This is a genomic window from Streptomyces sp. 8K308, assembly GCF_004348315.1.
Lineage (GTDB): Bacteria > Actinomycetota > Actinomycetes > Streptomycetales > Streptomycetaceae > Streptomyces.
Map to the genome: position 1 here is coordinate 1 of NZ_SMKC01000056.1, position 20300 is coordinate 20300.

35 protein-coding genes are annotated in these 20300 nt (G+C 69.2%); 34 read left to right on the forward strand and 1 reads right to left on the reverse strand.

The features are described 5' to 3' along the window. Positions 1-621: 621 nt before the first annotated feature. The 31 genes from rpsJ to rplQ all read left to right on the forward strand — a co-directional run bounded on the left by rpsJ (position 622) and on the right by rplQ (position 17410). Positions 622-930, forward strand: coding sequence for a 30S ribosomal protein S10 (rpsJ, locus tag E1265_RS11275; protein ID WP_016473429.1), 309 nt, complete (start codon positions 622-624; stop codon positions 928-930). A gap of 16 nt (positions 931-946) precedes the next feature. Beyond that, a complete protein-coding gene (gene rplC, locus E1265_RS11280; RefSeq protein WP_132930143.1) occupies positions 947-1591 on the forward strand; it encodes a 50S ribosomal protein L3 in 645 nt (214 codons plus the stop codon). 9 nt (positions 1592-1600) lie between these two features. Next, positions 1601-2269, forward strand: coding sequence for a 50S ribosomal protein L4 (gene rplD / locus E1265_RS11285; protein ID WP_132930144.1), 669 nt, complete (start codon positions 1601-1603; stop codon positions 2267-2269). Continuing rightward, positions 2269-2607, forward strand: coding sequence for a 50S ribosomal protein L23 (rplW, locus tag E1265_RS11290; RefSeq protein WP_132930145.1), 339 nt, complete (start codon positions 2269-2271; stop codon positions 2605-2607). The genes rplD and rplW overlap by 1 nt, the downstream gene beginning before the upstream one ends. Before the next feature lie 38 nt (positions 2608-2645). Beyond that, positions 2646-3482, forward strand: a complete 837-nt coding sequence (rplB, locus tag E1265_RS11295; protein WP_132930146.1) for a 50S ribosomal protein L2 — start codon at positions 2646-2648, stop codon at positions 3480-3482. Positions 3483-3494: 12 nt separating this feature from the next. After that, positions 3495-3776 carry a 30S ribosomal protein S19 gene (gene rpsS, locus E1265_RS11300; RefSeq protein ID WP_132930147.1) on the forward strand — a complete coding sequence of 94 codons (282 nt, stop codon included), beginning with the start codon at positions 3495-3497 and terminating at the stop codon, positions 3774-3776. 40 nt (positions 3777-3816) lie between these two features. After that, positions 3817-4164: a 50S ribosomal protein L22 gene (gene rplV, locus E1265_RS11305; RefSeq protein WP_132930148.1), complete on the forward strand. Its 348-nt coding sequence runs from the start codon at positions 3817-3819 to the stop codon at positions 4162-4164. Further along, complete coding sequence (rpsC, locus tag E1265_RS11310; RefSeq protein ID WP_132930149.1) at positions 4164-5003, forward strand: 30S ribosomal protein S3; 840 nt, start codon at positions 4164-4166, stop codon at positions 5001-5003. The genes rplV and rpsC overlap by 1 nt, the downstream gene beginning before the upstream one ends. Positions 5004-5008: 5 nt before the next feature. Further along, entirely contained in the window at positions 5009-5428 is a 420-nt protein-coding gene (rplP, locus tag E1265_RS11315; RefSeq protein ID WP_132930150.1) for a 50S ribosomal protein L16, read from the forward strand. Next, positions 5428-5682: a 50S ribosomal protein L29 gene (gene rpmC, locus E1265_RS11320; protein ID WP_132930151.1), complete on the forward strand. Its 255-nt coding sequence runs from the start codon at positions 5428-5430 to the stop codon at positions 5680-5682. The genes rplP and rpmC overlap by 1 nt, the downstream gene beginning before the upstream one ends. Next, positions 5682-5963, forward strand: a complete 282-nt coding sequence (rpsQ, locus tag E1265_RS11325; protein WP_132930152.1) for a 30S ribosomal protein S17 — start codon at positions 5682-5684, stop codon at positions 5961-5963. The genes rpmC and rpsQ overlap by 1 nt, the downstream gene beginning before the upstream one ends. A gap of 4 nt (positions 5964-5967) precedes the next feature. Further along, the gene (gene rplN, locus E1265_RS11330; RefSeq protein ID WP_107485047.1) at positions 5968-6336 is read left to right on the forward strand and encodes a 50S ribosomal protein L14; all 369 of its coding nucleotides are present in this window, start codon (positions 5968-5970) and stop codon (positions 6334-6336) included. 2 nt (positions 6337-6338) lie between these two features. Further along, complete coding sequence (gene rplX / locus E1265_RS11335; RefSeq protein ID WP_132930153.1) at positions 6339-6662, forward strand: 50S ribosomal protein L24; 324 nt, start codon at positions 6339-6341, stop codon at positions 6660-6662. Next, positions 6662-7231 (forward strand): 50S ribosomal protein L5, encoded by a 570-nt coding sequence (rplE, locus tag E1265_RS11340; RefSeq protein WP_132930154.1) that lies wholly within the window; start codon positions 6662-6664, stop codon positions 7229-7231. Before rplX ends, rplE begins: the two co-directional genes overlap by 1 nt. Before the next feature lie 3 nt (positions 7232-7234). Continuing rightward, positions 7235-7420 (forward strand): type Z 30S ribosomal protein S14, encoded by a 186-nt coding sequence (locus tag E1265_RS11345; RefSeq protein WP_132930155.1) that lies wholly within the window; start codon positions 7235-7237, stop codon positions 7418-7420. 95 nt (positions 7421-7515) lie between these two features. After that, on the forward strand, positions 7516-7914 hold the full coding sequence (rpsH, locus tag E1265_RS11350) for a 30S ribosomal protein S8 (RefSeq protein ID WP_132930156.1): 399 nt from the start codon (positions 7516-7518) through the stop codon (positions 7912-7914). A 22-nt stretch (positions 7915-7936) separates the two neighbouring features. After that, entirely contained in the window at positions 7937-8476 is a 540-nt protein-coding gene (rplF, locus tag E1265_RS11355) for a 50S ribosomal protein L6 (protein WP_132930157.1), read from the forward strand. Between the two features lie 2 nt (positions 8477-8478). After that, entirely contained in the window at positions 8479-8862 is a 384-nt protein-coding gene (rplR, locus tag E1265_RS11360) for a 50S ribosomal protein L18 (RefSeq protein WP_132930158.1), read from the forward strand. A 37-nt stretch (positions 8863-8899) separates the two neighbouring features. After that, a complete protein-coding gene (rpsE, locus tag E1265_RS11365) occupies positions 8900-9502 on the forward strand; it encodes a 30S ribosomal protein S5 (protein ID WP_120698204.1) in 603 nt (200 codons plus the stop codon). Next, the gene (rpmD, locus tag E1265_RS11370; RefSeq protein ID WP_132930159.1) at positions 9502-9684 is read left to right on the forward strand and encodes a 50S ribosomal protein L30; all 183 of its coding nucleotides are present in this window, start codon (positions 9502-9504) and stop codon (positions 9682-9684) included. The genes rpsE and rpmD overlap by 1 nt, the downstream gene beginning before the upstream one ends. Before the next feature lies 1 nt (position 9685). Next, on the forward strand, positions 9686-10171 hold the full coding sequence (gene rplO / locus E1265_RS11375; RefSeq protein ID WP_132930160.1) for a 50S ribosomal protein L15: 486 nt from the start codon (positions 9686-9688) through the stop codon (positions 10169-10171). 221 nt (positions 10172-10392) lie between these two features. Continuing rightward, entirely contained in the window at positions 10393-11715 is a 1323-nt protein-coding gene (secY, locus tag E1265_RS11380; protein ID WP_132930161.1) for a preprotein translocase subunit SecY, read from the forward strand. Further along, entirely contained in the window at positions 11715-12371 is a 657-nt protein-coding gene (locus E1265_RS11385; protein ID WP_132930162.1) for an adenylate kinase, read from the forward strand. Before secY ends, E1265_RS11385 begins: the two co-directional genes overlap by 1 nt. A gap of 155 nt (positions 12372-12526) precedes the next feature. Continuing rightward, positions 12527-13363: a type I methionyl aminopeptidase gene (gene map, locus E1265_RS11390; protein WP_132930163.1), complete on the forward strand. Its 837-nt coding sequence runs from the start codon at positions 12527-12529 to the stop codon at positions 13361-13363. Between the two features lie 152 nt (positions 13364-13515). After that, positions 13516-13737 (forward strand): translation initiation factor IF-1, encoded by a 222-nt coding sequence (infA, locus tag E1265_RS11395; protein ID WP_003948620.1) that lies wholly within the window; start codon positions 13516-13518, stop codon positions 13735-13737. 38 nt (positions 13738-13775) lie between these two features. Next, positions 13776-13889 carry a 50S ribosomal protein L36 gene (gene rpmJ, locus E1265_RS11400; RefSeq protein WP_049567412.1) on the forward strand — a complete coding sequence of 38 codons (114 nt, stop codon included), beginning with the start codon at positions 13776-13778 and terminating at the stop codon, positions 13887-13889. Positions 13890-14078: 189 nt separating this feature from the next. After that, the gene (gene rpsM / locus E1265_RS11405; RefSeq protein WP_132930164.1) at positions 14079-14459 is read left to right on the forward strand and encodes a 30S ribosomal protein S13; all 381 of its coding nucleotides are present in this window, start codon (positions 14079-14081) and stop codon (positions 14457-14459) included. A gap of 76 nt (positions 14460-14535) precedes the next feature. Continuing rightward, the gene (gene rpsK / locus E1265_RS11410; protein WP_019433438.1) at positions 14536-14940 is read left to right on the forward strand and encodes a 30S ribosomal protein S11; all 405 of its coding nucleotides are present in this window, start codon (positions 14536-14538) and stop codon (positions 14938-14940) included. Between the two features lie 29 nt (positions 14941-14969). Then, complete coding sequence (rpsD, locus tag E1265_RS11415; RefSeq protein ID WP_132930165.1) at positions 14970-15596, forward strand: 30S ribosomal protein S4; 627 nt, start codon at positions 14970-14972, stop codon at positions 15594-15596. Positions 15597-15724: 128 nt separating this feature from the next. After that, positions 15725-16747, forward strand: coding sequence for a DNA-directed RNA polymerase subunit alpha (locus E1265_RS11420; protein WP_132930166.1), 1023 nt, complete (start codon positions 15725-15727; stop codon positions 16745-16747). A gap of 129 nt (positions 16748-16876) precedes the next feature. Beyond that, entirely contained in the window at positions 16877-17410 is a 534-nt protein-coding gene (rplQ, locus tag E1265_RS11425) for a 50S ribosomal protein L17 (RefSeq protein ID WP_132930167.1), read from the forward strand. Positions 17411-17469: 59 nt separating this feature from the next. Here the strand turns inward: rplQ and E1265_RS11430 are convergent, their stop codons facing one another. Beyond that, a complete protein-coding gene (locus E1265_RS11430; protein WP_207931044.1) occupies positions 17470-18372 on the reverse strand; it encodes a zinc-binding dehydrogenase in 903 nt (300 codons plus the stop codon). Positions 18373-18483: 111 nt separating this feature from the next. Between E1265_RS11430 and E1265_RS11435 the strand changes: the two genes are divergently transcribed. The 3 genes from E1265_RS11435 to E1265_RS11445 all read left to right on the forward strand — a co-directional run bounded on the left by E1265_RS11435 (position 18484) and on the right by E1265_RS11445 (position 20153). Then, positions 18484-19044 carry a TetR/AcrR family transcriptional regulator gene (locus E1265_RS11435; protein WP_132930168.1) on the forward strand — a complete coding sequence of 187 codons (561 nt, stop codon included), beginning with the start codon at positions 18484-18486 and terminating at the stop codon, positions 19042-19044. 308 nt (positions 19045-19352) lie between these two features. Continuing rightward, positions 19353-19625, forward strand: a complete 273-nt coding sequence (locus E1265_RS11440) for a hypothetical protein (RefSeq protein ID WP_132930169.1) — start codon at positions 19353-19355, stop codon at positions 19623-19625. 264 nt (positions 19626-19889) lie between these two features. Further along, positions 19890-20153, forward strand: coding sequence for an amidohydrolase family protein (locus E1265_RS11445; RefSeq protein WP_132930170.1), 264 nt, complete (start codon positions 19890-19892; stop codon positions 20151-20153). Positions 20154-20300 lie beyond the last annotated feature (147 nt).

A 20300-nucleotide genomic window follows, 5' to 3' on the forward strand; every position in this document is an offset into this window, starting at 1 on the left:
GTCGGGGGCCGGCGCTCTGGTGGCGCACCGCACCGTGCGGCGGGAAGGGGCGGGGCGACCCCGCGCGTGGTGCCGGGGCGCCGGTCGACGGCGTGGCCGCGGCCGGCCGCGTGCGAAGCCGTCGCGTATACCACGCGCGGAGCGCGAGAAGGGCGAGCGTGCTGCCCGGCGGCGGAGCCGCCGCTCATCCGCGCGCAGCGGGGAACAACCGCACGCGGTGCGGGAGTACGTGGCCGAGGCCCCTTCGAGCCGTTCGGTCCGGCAGGACCGATTGGTGCCGGCGGCGGGGCATGTGGCACACTGACCAGGTTGCTCGGTTGAGAGCCGATGCTGCGCGCCTCCCGCCGGGAGGACCGGAAGCGAGTCCCACTGTATTCGTCGTCCCTGATGAGGGCGGAAATACCGGGATCTTCCGGGAAGCGTGGGCGGGGCGTCAGCCAGGTACCCGGTGGAGGTTCTCCACCAGTCTCCCCCCACTCCTCGCAGTGGAAACCCCCGACGGGGGTGCCCTGCGGCGAAATAAGGGAGGGGGCGCGACACGCCCGACCGCGTGGGTCGGAGGTCGGAGGGCGACGCCGGGGACCAGAGCGGAAAACGAAGAGACAGGACTACGAAGTAGCCATGGCGGGACAGAAGATCCGCATCCGGCTCAAGGCCTACGACCACGAGGTCATCGACAACTCGGCGAAGAAGATCGTCGAGACGGTGACCCGCACGGGAGCGTCGGTCGCTGGCCCGGTGCCGCTGCCCACTGAGAAGAACGTGTACTGCGTCATCAAGTCGCCGCACAAGTACAAGGACTCGCGCGAGCACTTCGAGATGCGCACCCACAAGCGGCTGATCGACATCCTCGACCCGACCCCCAAGACCGTTGACTCGCTGATGCGCCTGGACCTGCCGGCCGGCGTCGACATCGAGATCAAGCTCTGAGAGGCCGGTAGCGAAGATGACCAAGCAGATCAAGGGCGTCCTGGGCGAGAAGCTCGGCATGACCCAGGTCTGGGACGAGAACAACCGCATCGTCCCGGTGACCGTGGTCAAGGCCGGCCCCTGCGTCGTGACCCAGGTGCGCACCGACGACCGCGACGGCTACTCGGCCGTCCAGATCGCCTACGGCGAGATCGACCCGCGCAAGGTGAACAAGCCCCTCAAGGGCCACTTCGCCAAGGCCGACGTCACCCCGCGCCGCCACCTGGTCGAGCTGCGGACCGCCGACGCCAGCGAGTACACCCTCGGCCAGGAGGTCACGGCCGAGGTGTTCGAGTCTGGCGTCAAGGTCGACGTGACCGGCACCAGCAAGGGCAAGGGCACCGCCGGTGTCATGAAGCGCCACGGCTTCGGCGGCCTCGGCGCCTCGCACGGCACGCAGCGCAAGCACCGTTCGCCCGGCTCCATCGGTGGCTGCGCCACCCCGGGCCGCGTGTTCAAGGGTCTGCGCATGGCCGGCCGCACCGGCAACGAGCGCGTGACCACCCAGAACCTGACCGTCCACGCCGTTGACGCGGAGAAGGGCCTGCTGCTCATCAAGGGCGCGGTGCCCGGCCCCAACGGCGGCCTCGTCCTGGTCCGTACCGCGGCCAAGGGGGCCTGAGGGTAAACCATGAGCACCGTTGACATCCTTTCGCCCGCTGGCGAGAAGACCGGCACCGTCGAGCTCCCCGCGGAGATCTTCGACGCGCGCGTCAGCGTCCCGCTGATGCACCAGGTCGTCGTCGCGCAGCTGGCCGCCGCCCGCCAGGGCACGCACAAGGCCAAGACCCGCGGCGAGGTCCGTGGCGGTGGCAAGAAGCCGTACCGCCAGAAGGGCACCGGCCGGGCCCGCCAGGGTTCCACCCGCGCCCCGCAGTTCACCGGCGGTGGCACCGTGCACGGCCCCGTGCCGCGTGACTACACGCAGCGCACCCCGAAGAAGATGAAGGCCGCCGCCCTGCGCAGCGCCCTCACCGACCGGGCCAGGCACGAGCGCGTCCACGTCGTCACCGGCGTCGTGGACGGCGAGGTCTCCACCAAGGCGGCGCGCGGCCTGTTCGAGAAGATCAGCGACCGCAAGAAGCTGCTGCTGGTCGCCGACCGCGCGGACAACACCTCGTGGCTCTCGGCCCGCAACCTGCCCCAGGTCCACATCATCGACCCGGGCCAGCTGAACACCTACGACGTGCTCGACTCCGACGACGTCGTCTTCACCAAGGCCGCCTTCGACCGCTTCGTGGCCGGCCCGATCGGCACCGCCAAGGTGGCGCTCGACAAGCCCGAAGGGAGCGAAGCCTGATGAGCGACTCGACCGTCGCCGAGGTCGTCTCCAGCAAGGAGCTCACCTCCCCGCACGACGTGCTGCTCAAGCCCGTGGTGTCGGAGAAGAGCTACGCGCTGCTCGACGAGAACAAGTACACGTTCATCGTCGACCCGCGGGCCAACAAGACCCAGATCAAGCAGGCCGTCCAGGCGGTCTTCTCGGTCAAGGTCCAGTCGGTTCACACGATCAACCGGCAGGGCAAGCGCAAGCGCACCCGCACCGGCTACGGCAAGCGCGCCAACACCAAGCGCGCCATCGTGACCCTCGCCGAGGGCGACAGCATCGACATCTTCGGCGGTCCGGTCCTCTCCTAGGGGAGCCGGTCCGTCCGATACCGGACGAGGACTAAGAAATGGGAATCCGCAAGTACAAGCCGACGACTCCGGGCCGTCGAGGCGCCAGCGTCGCCGACTTCGTCGAGATCACGCGGTCCACGCCGGAGAAGTCGCTGGTCCGCCCCCTGCACAGCAAGGGTGGCCGGGACAACGCCGGTCGTGTGGCCGTCCGTCACCAGGGCGGCGGGCACAAGCGCGCCTACCGCGTCATCGACTTCCGTCGGCACGACAAGGACGGTGTGCCGGCCAAGGTCGCGCACATCGAGTACGACCCGAACCGCACCGCGCGGATCGCGCTGCTGCACTACGCCGACGGCGAGAAGCGCTACATCATCGCCCCGGCCAACCTGCGGCAGGGCGACCGGGTGGAGAACGGCGCGGGCGCCGACATCAAGCCGGGTAACAACCTGCCGCTGCGCAACATCCCGGTCGGTACCGTGATCCACGCGATCGAGCTCCAGCCCGGCGGCGGCGCCAAGTTCGCCCGCTCCGCCGGTGCCTCGGTGCAGTTGCTCGCGAAGGAGGGCCGGATGGCCCACCTCCGCATGCCGTCCGGCGAGATCCGTCTCGTGGACGTGCGCTGCCGGGCCACGGTCGGCGAGGTCGGCAACGCCGAGCAGTCGAACATCAACTGGGGCAAGGCCGGCCGGATGCGCTGGAAGGGCGTTCGTCCGAGCGTCCGCGGTGTCGTGATGAACCCCGTCGACCACCCGCACGGCGGTGGCGAGGGCCGGACCTCGGGTGGTCGCCACCCGGTCTCGCCCTGGGGCAAGAAGGAAGGCCGGACTCGCGCGCCGAAGAAGGCCAGCAACAAGTACATCATCCGCCGCCGCAAGACGAACAAGAAGCGCTAGGAGCAGGTTTCGATGCCGCGCAGTCTCAAGAAGGGACCCTTCGTCGACGACCACCTGATGAAGAAGGTGGACTCGCAGAACGAATCCGGTTCCAAGAACGTCATCAAGACCTGGTCTCGCCGCTCGATGATCGTCCCGGCCATGCTCGGCCACACGATCGCGGTGCACGACGGCCGCAAGCACGTCCCGGTGTTCGTCACCGAGTCGATGGTCGGCCACAAGCTCGGCGAGTTCGCCCCCACCCGTACGTTCCGCGGTCACGTCAAGGACGACCGCAAGTCGCGTCGGCGCTGAGCGGGGTTCGCAGACCATGACCGACACCGAAGGGACAACCATGGAAGCCAGGGCTATCGCGCGGTACATCCGCGTCACGCCCATGAAGGCCCGCCGTGTGGTGGACCTCATCCGTGGCAAGAGCGCCGCGGAGGCACAGGCTGTCCTGCGCTTCGCCCCGCAGGCCGCCAGCGTGCCCGTGGGCAAGGTGCTCGACAGCGCCATCGCCAACGCCGCGCACAACTACAACCACACGGACGTCGACAGCCTCTACGTCAGCGAGGCGTACGTCGACGAGGGCCCGACCCTGAAGCGGTTCCGGCCGCGCGCCCAGGGCCGTGCCTACCGGATCCGCAAGCGGACCAGCCACATCACGGTGGTCGTCAGCAGCAAGGAAGGAACCCGGTAATGGGCCAGAAGGTAAACCCGCACGGGTTCCGTCTCGGCGTCACGACCGACTTCAAGTCGCGCTGGTACGCCGACAAGCTCTACAAGGACTACGTCAAGGAAGACGTCGCGATCCGCCGCATGCTCACCCAGGGCATGGAGCGGGCCGGCATCTCCAAGGTGGAGATCGAGCGCACCCGTGACCGGGTCCGCGTCGACGTCCACACCGCCCGTCCCGGCATCGTCATCGGTCGCCGCGGCGCGGAGGCCGACCGCCTCCGGGGCAACCTGGAGAAGCTGACCGGCAAGCAGATCCAGTTCAACATCCTCGAGGTCAAGAACCCCGAGCTGGACGCCCAGCTGGTGGCCCAGGCGGTCGCCGAGCAGCTGTCCTCCCGCGTCTCCTTCCGGCGTGCCATGCGCAAGTCGATGCAGAGCACGCTGAAGGCCGGCGCCAAGGGCATCAAGATCCAGTGCGGCGGCCGTCTCGGCGGCGCCGAGATGTCCCGGTCCGAGTTCTACCGCGAGGGTCGGGTGCCGCTGCACACGCTCCGCGCCAACGTGGACTACGGCTTCTTCGAGGCTCGCACCACCTTCGGCCGGATCGGCGTGAAGGTCTGGATCTACAAGGGCGACGTCAAGAACATCGCCGAGGTTCGCGCGGAGAACGCCGCGGCCCGTGCCGGCAACCGCCCGGCCCGTGGCGGCGCCGGCGCCGACCGCCCGGCCCGCGGCCGTGGCGAGCGCGGTGGCCGTGGCCGCCGTCCGCAGCAGCAGGGTGCGCCCGCCGCCGAGGCTCCCAAGGCCGAGGCCCAGGCCACCGCTCCGGCCGCCGAGAGCACCACCGGATCGGAGAGCTGAAGACCATGCTGATTCCCCGCAAGGTCAAGTACCGCAAGCAGCACCACCCGAAGCGCAGTGGCAAGGCCAAGGGTGGCACCGAGGTCGCGTTCGGCGAGTACGGCATCCAGGCCGTGACCGCCGCGTACGTCACCAACCGGCAGATCGAGGCCGCGCGTATCTCGATGACCCGGCACATCAAGCGTGGCGGCAAGGTGTGGATCAACATCTACCCGGACCGCCCGCTGACCAAGAAGCCCGCCGAGACCCGCATGGGTTCCGGTAAGGGTTCGCCGGAGTGGTGGGTCGCGAACGTCAAGCCGGGTCGCGTGATGTTCGAGCTCTCCTACCCCAACGAGAAGATCGCTCGTGAGGCGCTGATCCGCGCCGCGCACAAGCTTCCGATGAAGTGCCGGATCGTTCGGCGCGAGGCAGGTGAGGCGTGATGGCAGCCGGTACCAAGGTCTCCGAGCTGCGTGAGCTGAACAACGAGGAGCTCGTTGTGAAGCTGCGCGAGGCGAAGGAGGAGCTGTTCCGCCTCCGCTTCCAGGCGGCGACCGGGCAGCTGGAGAACAACAGCCGGCTGAAGGCCGTGCGCAAGGACATCGCCCGGGTCTACACCCTCATGCGCGAGCGCGAGCTCGGCATCGAGACGGTGGCGGAGCCGGCCGAGGCTGCCGAGGCGGTGGAGAGCGCCTGATGAGTGAGAACACTGTGACTGAGACGACCGAGCGCGGCCGGCGGAAGACGCGTGAGGGTCTGGTCGTCAGCGACAAGATGGACAAGACCGTCGTCGTCGCCGTCGAGGACCGGGTCAAGCACGCCCTGTACGGCAAGATCATCCGCCGCACCAACAAGCTCAAGGCGCACGACGAGCAGAACGCCGCCGGTGTCGGTGACCGCGTACTCCTGATGGAGACCCGGCCGCTGTCCGCTACCAAGCGCTGGCGCGTCGTGGAGATTCTGGAGAAGGCGAAGTAACGACATGATCCAGCAGGAGTCGCGACTGCGTGTCGCCGACAACACGGGTGCGAAGGAGATCCTCTGCATCCGCGTTCTGGGCGGATCCGGTCGCCGTTACGCGGGCATCGGCGATGTCATCGTCGCCACCGTCAAGGACGCGATCCCGGGCGGCAACGTCAAGAAGGGTGACGTCGTCAAGGCGGTCGTCGTGCGCGCCGTGAAGGAGCGCCGGCGTCCGGACGGCTCGTACATCCGCTTCGACGAGAACGCCGCCGTCATTCTCCGGAACGACGGCGACCCCCGTGGCACCCGTATCTTCGGCCCGGTCGGCCGTGAACTGCGCGAGAAGAAGTTCATGAAGATCATCTCCCTCGCGCCGGAGGTGCTGTGAGCATGAAGATCAAGAAGGGCGACCTGGTTCAGGTCATCACCGGCAAGGACAAGGGCAAGCAGGGCAAGGTCATCGTGGCCTACCCCCGCGAGGACCGCGTCCTGGTCGAGGGTGTCAACCGGGTCAAGAAGCACACCAAGGCCGGCACGACCGCCCGTGGTTCCAAGACCGGTGGCATCATCACCACCGAGGCCCCGATCCACGTGAGCAACGTCGCGCTCGTGGTGGAGAAGGACGGCAAGAAGGTCACCACCCGCGTCGGCTACCGCTTCGACGACAACGGCAACAAGATCCGCGTTGCCCGGCGGACCGGTGAGGACATCTGATGACCACTGCGACACCGACCACCACCGCGCCGCGCCTGAAGACGCGGTACCGCGAGGAGATCGTCGGCAAGCTGCGTGACCAGTACCAGTACGCCAACGTCATGCAGGTGCCGGGGCTGACCAAGATCGTGGTCAACATGGGTGTGGGCGACGCCGCCCGCGACTCCAAGCTGATCGACGGGGCCGTCCGCGACCTCGCCACGATCACCGGCCAGAAGCCGACCGTGACCAAGGCCCGCAAGTCCATCGCGCAGTTCAAGCTGCGCGAGGGCATGCCGATCGGCGCGCACGTGACGCTGCGCGGCGACCGCATGTGGGAGTTCCTCGACCGCCTGCTGTCGCTGGCGCTGCCGCGGATCCGTGACTTCCGCGGCCTGTCGCCGAAGCAGTTCGACGGCCGGGGCAACTACACGTTCGGCCTGACCGAGCAGGTCATGTTCCATGAGATCGACCAGGACCAGATCGACCGGGTCCGGGGCATGGACATCACCGTGGTCACCACGGCGAACACCGACGACGAGGGCCGCACCCTGCTGCGTCTCCTCGGATTCCCGTTCAAGGAGGCGTGAGCTATGGCGAAGAAGGCTCTGATCGCCAAGGCCGCCCGCAAGCCCAAGTTCAGCTCGCGTGGCTACACGCGCTGCCAGCGCTGTGGCCGGCCGCACTCCGTGTACCGCAAGTTCGGCCTCTGCCGCGTGTGCCTTCGTGAGATGGCGCACCGGGGCGAGCTGCCGGGCGTCACCAAGAGCTCCTGGTAACACCTACTACGCCGTAGGTCCCGTGGGGTCCGCGCCGCCTTCGGGTGGCGCGGCCCCCGCGAGAAACCCCGGTGAGAGAGGCCAAAGGCCGTTTTATGACCATGACCGACCCGATCGCAGACATGCTGACGCGTCTGCGTAACGCGAACTCGGCGTACCACGACACCGTCGTGATGCCGCACAGCAAGATCAAGACGCACATCGCGGAGATCCTCCAGCAGGAGGGCTACATCACGGGCTGGAAGACCGAGGACGCCCAGGTGGGCAAGAGCCTCGTCCTCGAGCTCAAGTACGGCCCGAACCGCGAGCGTTCGATCGCCGGCATCAAGCGGATCTCGAAGCCGGGCCTGCGGGTCTACGCGAAGTCCACCAACCTGCCGAAGGTGCTCGGCGGCCTGGGCGTGGCGATCATCTCCACCTCCAACGGGCTGCTCACCGACAAGCAGGCGCAGAAGAAGGGCGTGGGTGGGGAAGTCCTCGCCTACGTCTGGTGACGAAGGGAACGGAGGAAGAGCCATGTCGCGCATCGGCAAGCAGCCCATCCCGGTTCCCGCCGGCGTGGACGTGACCATCGACGGTCGCACGGTCGCGGTGAAGGGCCCCAAGGGCACCCTCTCGCACACCGTCGCCGCGCCGATCGAGGTCGCGCAGGCCGAGGACGGCACCATCGTGGTGACCCGTCCCAACGACGAGAACCGCAACCGGGCCCTGCACGGGCTGTCCCGCACGCTGGTCGACAACATGATCGTCGGCGTGACCCAGGGGTACGTCAAGAAGCTTGAGATCAGCGGTGTCGGTTACCGCGTCCAGGCCAAGGGGAGCAACCTCGAGTTCTCCCTGGGCTACAGCCACCCCATCCTGATCGAGCCGCCGGAGGGCATCACCTTCAAGGTGGAGACCCCGACCCGATTCAGCGTCGAGGGCATCGACAAGCAGAAGGTGGGCGAGGTAGCGGCGAAGATCCGCAAGCTGCGGAAGCCTGACCCGTACAAGGCCAAGGGCGTCAAGTACGAGGGCGAAGTCATCCGCCGCAAGGTCGGAAAGGCTGGTAAGTAGCCATGGCATACGGACTGAAGATCGCCAAGGGCGACGCGCGGAAGCGGGTGGCGGCCAAGCGCCGGCACATCCGCATCCGCAAGAAGATCTCGGGCAGCCCCGAGCGTCCGCGCCTGGTCGTGACCCGTTCCAACCGTCACATGGTGGCGCAGGTCATCGACGACACCGTGGGCCACACGCTGGCCTCGGCCTCGTCGCTGGACGCGTCGATCCGTGGCGGCGAGGGCGACAAGAGCGCGCAGGCCAAGAAGGTCGGCACCCTGGTCGCGGAGCGTGCCAAGGCCGCCGGTGTCGAGGCCGTCGTGTTCGACCGTGGCGGTAACAAGTACGCCGGGCGCGTCGCCGCGCTGGCCGACGCCGCCCGCGAGGCGGGGCTCAAGTTCTGAGCCGGTCCCGTCCGAGCAATCGAGAGAGGTAATTCCAATGGCTGGACCCCAGCGCCGCGGTGGCGGCGCCGGTGGCGGCGAGCGGCGGGACCGTAAGGGCCGGGATGGCGGCGCCGCCGCCGAGAAGACCGCGTACGTCGAGCGCGTCGTCGCGATCAACCGTGTCGCCAAGGTTGTGAAGGGTGGTCGTCGCTTCAGCTTCACCGCGCTGGTCGTGGTGGGCGACGGTGACGGCACCGTGGGTGTCGGTTACGGCAAGGCCAAGGAGGTGCCGGCCGCCATCGCCAAGGGTGTCGAGGAGGCCAAGAAGCACTTCTTCAAGGTCCCCCGGATCCAGGGCACCATCCCGCACCCGATCCAGGGCGAGGAGGCCGCCGGCATCGTGCTGCTCAAGCCGGCCTCCCCGGGTACCGGTGTGATCGCCGGTGGCCCGGTGCGCGCCGTGCTGGAGTGCGCGGGCATCCACGACGTGCTGAGCAAGTCGCTCGGTTCGTCGAACCCGATCAACATCGTGCACGCCACGGTGGCCGCGCTGAAGGGCCTGCAGCGCCCCGAGGAGATCGCGGCCCGTCGCGGCCTGCCGCTCGAGGACGTCGCCCCCGCCGCTCTGCTGCGGGCGCGTGCCGGAGTGGGTGCGTGATGGCGCAGCTGAAGATCACTCAGGTGAAGTCCCAGATCGGGAGCAAGCAGAACCACAGGGAAACGCTGCGCTCGCTCGGGCTGCGGCGTATCAACGACGTGGTCGTCAAGGATGACCGCCCGGAGATCCGCGGCATGGCCAACACCGTGCGGCATCTGGTGACGGTCGAGGAGGTGGACTGAGATGGCGGAGCTCGCCAAGGGAACCCCTGAGGGCGCCGAGAGCGCGCCGCTCAAGCTCCACGACCTGCGTCCGGCCCCGGGCGCCAAGAAGTCCAAGATCCGGGTGGGTCGCGGTGAGGCGTCCAAGGGTAAGACCGCTGGTCGCGGCACCAAGGGCACCAAGGCCCGCTACCAGGTTCGGGCCGGCTTCGAGGGCGGCCAGCTCCCGCTGCTGCAGCGGCTGCCCAAGATGAAGGGCTTCAAGAGCATCGCGCACAAGCAGTTCCAGGTCGTCAACCTGGACCGGCTCGCGGCGCTCTACCCGGAGGGCGGCGAGGTCACCGTCGAGGACCTGGTCGCCAAGGGCGCGGTCCGGAAGAACGAGCTGGTCAAGGTGCTTGGCACCGGCGAGATCTCGGTGGCGCTGACGGTGACGGTCGACGCCGTCTCCGCCTCCGCCAAGGAGAAGATCACCGCCGCGGGCGGCACCGTCACCGAGCGTTCCTGAACCGGCGTTCGGCAGGTCGGAAATGTGAGTGACCGGGGATGTCCGCTTCTTGGGCATCCCCGGTCAGTCGTTCCAGCCTGGCGTATCCGCCGGTAAGGTTGCGTCCGTTGCGCTTTCTCAGCTCTCGCTGTGCCCTAGATCTGTCCCACTCGTTCTGTCATTCATTGGACTTCAAGACCGAAACCTCCACCGCCTGAAGGCGGGGAGGCGCTGGAGGAGCCGTGCTCGCCGCGTTCGCCCGGGCGTTCCAGACGCCCGATCTGCGTAAGAAGCTGCTCTTCACCCTGGGCATCGTCGTGGTGTTCCGGCTTGGACAGCATGTGCCGGTGCCGGGCGTCAGTTTCCAGAACGTCGATCAGTGCGTAAGGGAGGCGGACGCCGCGGGGGGCAGCTCCGGCCTGTTCGGTCTGGTCAACGTGCTCAGCGGCGGGGCGCTGCTGCAGTTGACCATCTTCGCGCTGGGGATCATGCCGTACATCACGGCGAGCATCATCCTCCAGCTGCTGGTGGTGGTGATCCCGCGGCTCGAGGCCCTGAAGAAGGAGGGCCAGGCCGGTCAGGCGAAGATCACCCAGTACACCCGCTACCTGACGATGGCGCTGGCGGTGCTCCAGGCCACCGGTCTGGTGGCGACCGCCCGCAGTGGCACCCTCTTCCCCAACTGCACGGTGGCGAACGACATCATCCCGGACGACTCGATCTTCACCACGCTGGTGATGGTGATCGCGCTCACCTCGGCCACCGCGCTCATCATGTGGATGGGTGAGCTCATCACGGACCGGGGTATCGGTAATGGCATGTCCATGCTGATGTTCGTGTCCATCGCCGCCAGCTTCCCGGCCGCCATGTGGCAGATCAAGCAGCAGGGCAGCCTCGCCGACGGCTGGATCGAGTTCGGCGTCGTCGTCACCTGCGGTCTCGCCATGGTCGGCCTCGTCCTCTTCGTCGAGCTGGCCCAGCGCCGGATCCCGGTGCAGTACGCGAAGCGCATGATCGGCCGGCGCTCCTACGGCGGCACCTCCACCTACATCCCGCTGAAGGTCAACCAGGCCGGCGTGATCCCGGTGATCTTCGCCTCCTCGCTGCTCTACATCCCGCAGCTGCTGGTGCAGTTCGCCGGCTCCAACGCGGGCTGGGCGGACTGGATCAACCGGTACTTCACGACTGGCAGCCACCCGTACTACATCGTCACCTACTTCCTGCTGATCGTCTTCTTCGCCTTCTTCTACGTGGCCATCACCTTCAACCCCGAAGAGGTGGCCGAAAACATGAAGAAGTATGGTGGTTTTATCCCGGGCATCCGGGCGGGGCGGCCGACGGTCGAGTACCTGAGCTACGTGCTGAACCGCATCACCTGGCCGGGATCGCTCTACCTCGGCCTGATCGCCCTGGTGCCCACCGTGGCGCTGGTCATGTTCGACGCTCAGCAGGACTTCCCCTTCGGTGGCACCTCCATCCTGATCATCGTGGGTGTCGGCCTGGAGACGGTGCGGCAGATCGAGAGCCAGCTCCACCAGCGCAACTACGAAGGGTTCCTCCGCTGATGCGAATCGTCCTCGTCGGTCCGCCGGGCGCGGGCAAGGGCACGCAGGCCGCGTTGCTCGCCCAGCGCCTGGACATTCCGCACATCTCCACCGGCGACCTCTTCCGCGCCAACATCAGCCAGGGCACGGAGCTCGGCCGCCAGGTCGAGTCGATCCTGCGCTCCGGCGGCCTGGTGCCGGACGAGGTCACCATCGCGATGGCCGCGGACCGGATGGCGAAACCGGACGCCGAGGACGGGTTCCTGCTGGACGGCTTTCCCCGCAACATCGGCCAGGCCAAGGCCCTGGACGCACTGCTCGAGGAGCAGGGGACGCGGCTCGACGCGGTCCTCGACCTCGAGGTCCCCGAGGAGGAGGTCGTCAAGCGCATCGCCGGGCGGCGCACCTGCCGGAAGGACAGCAGCCACACCTTCCACGTCGAGTACAAGCGGCCCGAGGTCGAGGGCGTCTGCGACGAGTGCGGTGGCGACCTCTACCAGCGCGACGACGACCAGGAGGAGACCGTCCGCAAGCGGCTCGCCATCTACCACGAGGAGACCGAGCCGATCATCGACTACTACCGGGAGCAGGGCCTGGTCGTGACGATCACGGCCCTGGCCCCGGTGCCCGAGGTGACCAGGCGGGCGCTGGCCGCCCTCCCCGAGCGCGCGGCGTAGACGCTCCGCTGGAAATGCGGGCGGGAAACCGTGAGCCGGGGCGGCTGGTCGCGCCCACGCGACGGAGCCGCTCGTGTCAGGGCATCGCGTCTCTTTCGGGGCGCAGCGCCACACCGGACTTCGACAGGGCCGCTCAGTCGGCGAGGATCCCAACCATGGTGGAAATCAAGACCCCCGAGCAGATCGCCAAGATGCGCGCCGCCGGCCTGGTGGTGGCGGAGATACACCGCAGGACGGCGGAGGCCGCGGTCCCCGGCGCCACCACCAAGGACCTGGACGACATCGCCGCCCAGACCCTGGCCGACCACGGCGCCAAGCCCAACTTCCTGGGCTACGGCGGCTTCCCCGCGACCATCTGCACCTCGGTCAACGACATCGTGGTGCACGGGATCCCGGACCGCGAGACCGTGCTGGAGTCCGGTGACGTGCTGTCGATCGACGCCGGCGCGATCGTCGACGGCTGGCACGCGGACGCCGCGCTGACCGTGCTGGTCGGCGAGGGCCATGCCTCCGAGCTCGTCGAGCTCAGCCGGGTGACCGAGGCGTCCCTGTGGGCCGGCATCGCCGCGTTCCGCAAGGGCAACCGCCTGGTGGACGTCTCCAAGGCCATCGAGAGCTTCATCCGCCGCCAGCCGCGGCCCGCCTCCGGCCGGTACGGCATCGTCGAGGACTACGGCGGGCACGGCATCGGCAGCGAGATGCACATGGACCCGCACCTGCTGAACTACGTGGACCGCAGGCGCGGCCGCGGCCCTCGCTTCGTGCCCGGGTTCTGTCTGGCGATCGAGCCGATGATCTCGCTCGGCACCCCGAGGACCCACGTGCTGGCCGACGAGTGGACCGTCAAGACCAACGACGGCAGCTGGGCCTCCCACTGGGAGCACTCGGTGGCGCTCACCGAGGCGGGGCCGCTGGTCCTCACCGCCCCGGACGGCGGCCGGGCGCGACTCGCCGAGCTGGGCGTGACGGCGGCTCCTGATCCGTTGGCTTAATGATCTTTCTCGGTGGGAAGGCCCCCATGATGGGTCTGATTGGTCTTTTCGGGTGGGGTGCCGTAGTCTGATGAGTCGGTTCTGTGCGCCCTCTCCCTTTGCGTGCGCGGGACCATCCAGGTAGCCGATCCCGGAAGGTGAAGCGCTCAAGCATGGCCAAAAAACAAGGGGCCATCGAGATCGAGGGCACGGTCGTCGAGTCTCTGCCGAACGCGATGTTCAAGGTGGAGCTGCAGAACGGCCACCAGGTCCTCGCGCACATCAGCGGCAAGATGCGGATGCACTACATCCGTATCCTTCCCGACGACCGGGTCGTGGTGGAGCTCTCTCCCTACGACCTGACGCGCGGGCGGATCGTCTACCGCTACAAGTAGACCGAAGATCATAACGACCCGGAGAACCTTACAAGCCCATGAAGGTCAGGCCGAGCGTCAAGAAGATCTGCGACAAGTGCAAGGTGATCCGCCGTCACGGTCGGGTCATGGTCATCTGCGAGAACCTGCGCCACAAGCAGCGCCAGGGCTGATCGCGGCACCAGCCAGCACTTCCGCGGCCGCTTCGCGCGACGCACCCAGACAAGAGAATCGCAGTCACCCGACCCCTCGCGCCGAGAGTCGCGCGGGGACGACACCCCCGGCGGAGGCCGGGGACCCGGCTCGCCAGGCCGGGAACGGTGCTGCGGCAGACCTCCAGCAATCACCAGGAGCCACGCACTATGGCACGCCTCGCAGGCGTCGATCTCCCGCGCGACAAGCGCGTCGAGGTCGCCCTCACCTACGTCTTCGGCATCGGGCGCACCCTTGCCAAGCAGACGCTGGCCAACACCGGGGTCAACCCGGACACCCGCGTCCGCGACCTTGTCGAGGAGGACCTCGTCAAGCTCCGCGAGTACGTGGACGCCAACATCAGGACCGAGGGTGACCTCCGTCGCGAGATCCAGGCCGACATCCGTCGCAAGGTCGAGATCGGCTGCTACGAGGGGCTGCGCCACCGGCGTGGCCTGCCCGTCCACGGCCAGCGCACCAAGACCAACGCGCGCACCCGCAAGGGGCCGCGTCGCGCGATCGCCGGCAAGAAGAAGCCGGGCAAGAAGTAGTCCGCACCGGATCACGCTACTCACTCCAGCGGTCCGGTAAGCAGGACCGACCACCTCCAGGGGAGAAACCAAGCAGATGCCGCCAAAGGGCCGTACTGCCGGCGCCAAGAAGGTGCGCCGCAAGGAAAAGAAGAACGTCGCTCATGGGCACGCCCACATCAAGAGCACGTTCAACAACACCATCGTCTCGATCACCGACCCGTCCGGCAACGTGATCTCCTGGGCCTCGGCCGGCCACGTCGGCTTCAAGGGCTCCCGGAAGTCCACGCCGTTCGCCGCCCAGATGGCCGCGGAGAACGCCGCGCGCCGTGCCCAGGAGCACGGCATGCGGAAGGTCGACGTCTTCGTCAAGGGCCCCGGCTCCGGCCGGGAGACCGCGATCCGCTCCCTCCAGGCCACCGGCCTCGAGGTCGGCTCGATCCAGGACGTCACCCCGACCCCGCACAACGGCTGCCGCCCGCCGAAGCGCCGCCGCGTCTGAGCGAAGTGAAGTAGGAGACAGAAGAGACCATGGCGCGTTACACCGGGGCCGACTGCAAGCGTTGCCGTCGGGAGAAGCAGAAGCTCTTCCTCAAGGGAGCGAAGTGCGAGAGCGCGAAGTGCCCGATCGAGATCCGTCCTTACCCCCCGGGTGAGCACGGACGCGGGCGCACCAAGGACAGCGAGTACCTGCTGCAGAAGCGTGAGAAGCAGAAGTGCGCGCGGATCTACGGTGTCCTCGAGAAGCAGTTCCGCGGGTACTACAACGAGGCCAACCGGCAGTCCGGCAAGACCGGTGAGAACCTGCTCCGCATCCTCGAGTCCCGTCTCGACAACGTGGTCTACCGGGCCGGCTTCGCCAAGTCCCGGGACCACGCCCGTCAGCTCGTCCGGCACGGCCACATCACGGTCAACGGCCGGAAGACCGACATCCCGTCCGCGCGGGTGTCGGCCAACGACATCATCGAGGTCCGCGAGTCCTCCCGCACCCTGACCCCCTTCCAGGTGGCCCAGGCGGAGGCCGGCGACAAGACCGTCCCGGCCTGGCTGGAGGCGATCCCGTCCAGCTTGCGGATCCTCGTCCACTCGCTGCCCGAGCGCCAGGTGATCGACACCCAGGTGCAGGAGCAGCTGATCGTCGAGCTGTACTCGAAGTGATCCGGGTGGGTGGGGTCCCGGCCGTGTCGGGGCCCCACCCCTCTCACCTCGAAACTTACCCTCGAAACACCGTTGTGTCGTCTGGTCCGGCATCAAATAGCGGGTGCCGGAGACTGGAGTCGTAACCCATGCTGATCGCTCAGCGTCCCTCTCTGACCGAAGAGGTCGTCGACGAGTTCCGCTCCCGGTTCGTGATCGAGCCGCTCGAGCCGGGCTTCGGCTACACCCTCGGCAACTCGCTGCGCCGGACCCTGCTGTCCTCCATCCCCGGCGCCGCCGTCACCAGCATCCGCATCGACGGCGTGCTGCACGAGTTCACCACCGTGCCGGGCGTCAAGGAGGACGTCACCGACCTGATCCTCAACATCAAGCAGCTGGTCGTCTCCTCCGAGCACGACGAGCCGGTCGTGATGTACCTGCGCAAGCAGGGCCCGGGTCTGGTCACCGCCGCCGACATCGCGCCGCCGGCCGGTGTCGAGGTGCACAACCCCGACCTGGTCCTGGCCACGCTGAACGGCAAGGGCAAGCTGGAGATGGAGCTGACCGTCGAGCGCGGTCGCGGCTACGTCTCCGCGGTGCAGAACAAGCAGGTCGGCCAGGAGATCGGCCGCATCCCGGTGGACTCGATCTACAGCCCGGTGCTGAAGGTCACCTACAAGGTGGAGGCCACCCGCGTCGAGCAGCGCACCGACTTCGACAAGCTGATCGTCGATGTCGAGACCAAGGAGGCCATGCGGCCGCGTGACGCCATGGCGTCCGCCGGCAAGACGCTGGTCGAGCTGTTCGGTCTGGCCCGCGAGCTCAACATCGACGCCGAGGGCATCGACATGGGCCCGTCCCCGACGGACGCGGCGCTCGCCGCGGACCTGGCGCTGCCGATCGAGGAGCTGGAGCTGACGGTCCGCTCCTACAACTGCCTCAAGCGCGAGGGCATCCACTCGGTCGGCGAACTCGTCGCCCGCTCCGAGGCGGACCTGCTCGACATCCGCAACTTCGGTGCCAAGTCGATCGACGAGGTCAAGGCGAAGCTGGCCGGCATGGGCCTGGCCCTCAAGGACAGCCCGCCCGGATTCGACCCGACCACCGCGGCCGACGCCTTCGGCGCGGACGACGACGGCGACACCGGCTTCGCCGAGACCGAGCAGTACTGACCCGCTGGGCGCCGGTCGCCTGCGGCGGGCTCGCGCAGCGAGCCGCCCGCCTGACTTCCGGGAGCGAAGCTCCCGGGCCGCTGACGTCGGTACCTGATACGGCCGGCGCAGAAACGACAGGAGAGAGATATGCCTACGCCCACCAAGGGCCGCAGGCTGGGCGGTAGCCCCGCCCATGAGCGGCTGATGATCGCGAACCTCGCCACGGCGCTGTTCGAGCACGGCCGCATCACCACCACCGTGGCCAAGGCCCGCCGGCTGCGCCCGGTGGCCGAGCGCCTGATCACCAAGGCCAAGAAGGGCGACCTGCACAACCGTCGCCAGGTGATGCAGACGATCACCGACAAGAGCGTCGTCCACACGCTCTTCACGGAGATCGGCCCCAAGTTCGCCAACCGTCCGGGCGGCTACACCCGGATCACCAAGATCGGCCCGCGTCGCGGCGACAACGCCCCGATGGCCGTGATCGAGCTGGTGGAGGCCCTCACCGTGCAGCAGGCCGCCGTCGGTGAGGCCGAGGCCGCCACCCGCCGCGCGGTCAAGGAGGCCGACGAGGCGAAGGCCAAGGCCGACCTGTCCAAGGCGGACGAGGAGACCGAGGCCGTCAACGAGGCTGCCGACGAGGCCGCCGAGGAGACCAAGGACGAGTCCAAGGACGCCTGATCTCGCGAGCACCATCCGTCGGGCCCGTTCCCCTCTGGGGGAGCGGGCCCGACGGCGTTCTACAGGTCGAGTACCGCCTTGCCGGCTATCCGCCGGTCGAGCAGCGAGCGCGCCGCCTCGTCGATCCGTTCCCACGGGCCGCGCCAGTCGATCTCGGGGGAGAGGCGGCCGGCGGCGACGAAGCCGAGCAGGACGGCCAGGTCGGGGCCCACCTCCCGGACGTCGCCGAACGTGCTCATCGTCTTGGCCGGTCCGATGGAGAACAGCGAGTACGGCGCGAAGACGGCCGGTTCGTCGGAGGCCCAGCCGATGTTCTGGACGACGCCGCCCGGCGCCAGCAGCTCCCAGGCGGCGGCCAGCTGCGGCCCGCCCACCGTGTCGAGGATCAGGTCGACGGGCTGGTCGATCCCGTCGAGGCCCGTCACCACCTGGTGCGCGCCGAGGTCACGCAGCCCCTTCCCGCGCGGCGCGGAACCCACCGAGGCGATCACCCGCGCTCCGCCGAGCGCCGCGAGCTGGACCGCGTGGCGGCCGACGCCGCCCGCGGCGCCGGTGATCAGGACGCGGCGGCCCAGGATGTCTCGCGCGCGCAGCGTCCGCAGCGCGGTGATGCCGGCCATCGGCAGGGCGGCTGCCGCGGCCAGGTCGACGTCGTCCGGCACCTCGGCCACCGCCGTGGTGTCGACGGCCATCCGTTCCGCCCAGGCGCCGGTGCCGAAGGCCGCGACCCGGGTCCCCACGGCCGGGCCCGAGCCGTTCGCGGCGGCCCGCGCGACGACGCCGGCGGCGTCGTAGCCGTGCACGGTGCCCGATGGTCGCCGGCCGGCGAACCGCACCTCGCCCCGGTTGAGGGAGATGTGGCGGACGTCGAGCAGCAGCTCGTGCGGGGCCGGTTCGGGCTCGGCCGCGGTGGAGAGCCGCAGCGAGCCGGGGGCTTCGGGGTCGACGAGGAGCGCGCGCATGGCGGGGACACCCTTCTGGCGAGAGAAGCGGACTGGCGGTCCGGTTGGTCAGCGCATGGTAGCATAACCGGACCGACAGTCCGAGTCGTTCGTCCGTGAGGAGAGCCGGGAATGGCCGAACGCGCCGACGCGGCCCGCAACCGCCGGGTCGTGCTGGACGCCACCGAGCGGCTGCTCGCCGAGGGCGGCGGCGACCACGTCTCCCTGGACCGGGTCGCCGCCCTCGCCGGCGTCGGCAAGGGCACCGTCTTCCGCCGCTTCGGCAGCCGCGCCGGCCTGCTCCAGGCGCTGCTCGAGGAGCGGTCACGCGAGCTGCGCCGGGCCGTGACCGAAGGGCCCCCGCCGCTCGGCCCCGGCGCGCCCGTCCGCGAGCGGCTGCTCGCCTTCCTCGACGGCCTGAGCGCGATCGCCGAGCGCAACGCGGTGCTGTTCGCGGCCCACGAGCAGGCCTGTGCCGAGGACAAGTTCGCCGACCCCAGCTACCGCTTCTGGCACGCCCACCTGGCCGGCCTGATCGCCGCCGAACGCCCCGACGCCGACGCCGACTTCCTCGCCCACGCGCTCCTCGCCACCTTCGACGGCGACCTCGTCCGCCACCTCACCCGTCCGGACGACCCCCGCCACTTCACCCACTCCGTGCAGCGGTTGGCCCTGGCCGTGCTGGGCCTCTGACCTCTGACCGAGCCAGGGGGGCGGCCGCACGGCCCCGGCGCCCGGGGGAGCCGTCCGCCGGGGTGATCTCGTGGCCGCGTGCGCCGGGCGCCCGGCCCGGTCGGGCCCGGGCCGCCCCGGCGGTCCGCTCTGATGGCCGGACACGCAGTCGCCGCCCGCCCGAGGAGCCGAGCCGGGCTTGACGGAACCCGCACGCATCGACGTCCACCGGCACTTCGTCCCACACGACCGGGCGCACGCCATCGCCGACCGGGCCGCCGCCCAGGGCTGGCCGGCGCCGGCCTGGGGACGAGCGCGGCGCGCACGCGATGACGGACCGCCGCGCCATCGCCACCGGCGTCCTGTCCTACGCCGCGCCACTCGCCGCGCCCGACGACCAGGCCGGGGAACGGGCGGGGGCACGGGCCGTGAACGAGTATGCGGCCGAGCTGGTCAGGAACCGGCCCGACCGCTTCGGCCTGTTCGCCGCCCTCCCGCTGCCCGACGTCGACGCGGCGCTCGTGAGGCCGCGTACACCCTGGACGAGCTGGGCGCCGACGGCCTGCTGGGGCTGTCCAACCACGGGGCCGCTACCTGGGTGACCCGGCGTTCGAGCCGCTGTGGGCGGAGCGTGACGCCCGTGGCGCCGTCGTCCTGGTCCACCCCACCGCACCGCCCGGCGCCATGGTCCCCGAACTGCCCACCCCGCTGATGGACTCCCTCACGACATGACACGACCCGCACCGCGCCGCACCTGGCCCTGGCCGGCGTGCCCCGCCGCCATCCCCGGATCAGGATGCTCCTCCCGCACGCGGGCGGCTTCCTGTGGGCAGGGTGACGGGCCCGGCCGAGAACGAGGCGTCGAAGTGGAAGCGCCTCAGGTCGGCGAGGACGTCCTCGGGGGTGGTGTCGTGGCGCAGGTGGGCGGCGACGGCGAGGCGCTGGGCGGCGTAGCCTTCGCCGCCCCGGGCCACGTCCTCTACGGCAGCGACCACCCGATGCTCGCCGAGGAGTGGGGCGCCGGCTTCGACGCCGAGTTGGACCGGTACCCGCGCTGGGAACCCGGCCAGCTCCACGCCGTCGACCGCGGCAACGCCGAGCGCCTCTTCCCCCGCCTCACCCGGCGCTGACGTGCGGGACCGACGTGCGGGACCGGCCCCGAAAAAATTCCTCGGCTTCTTCGTCGGTCTGTCGATCCACCGCTCCACCGTTCGACCTGAGGGTGAGAGGGTCGAGAGCCGACCCTCAGGATCGAACCCTCAGGATCAAGGAGAGCG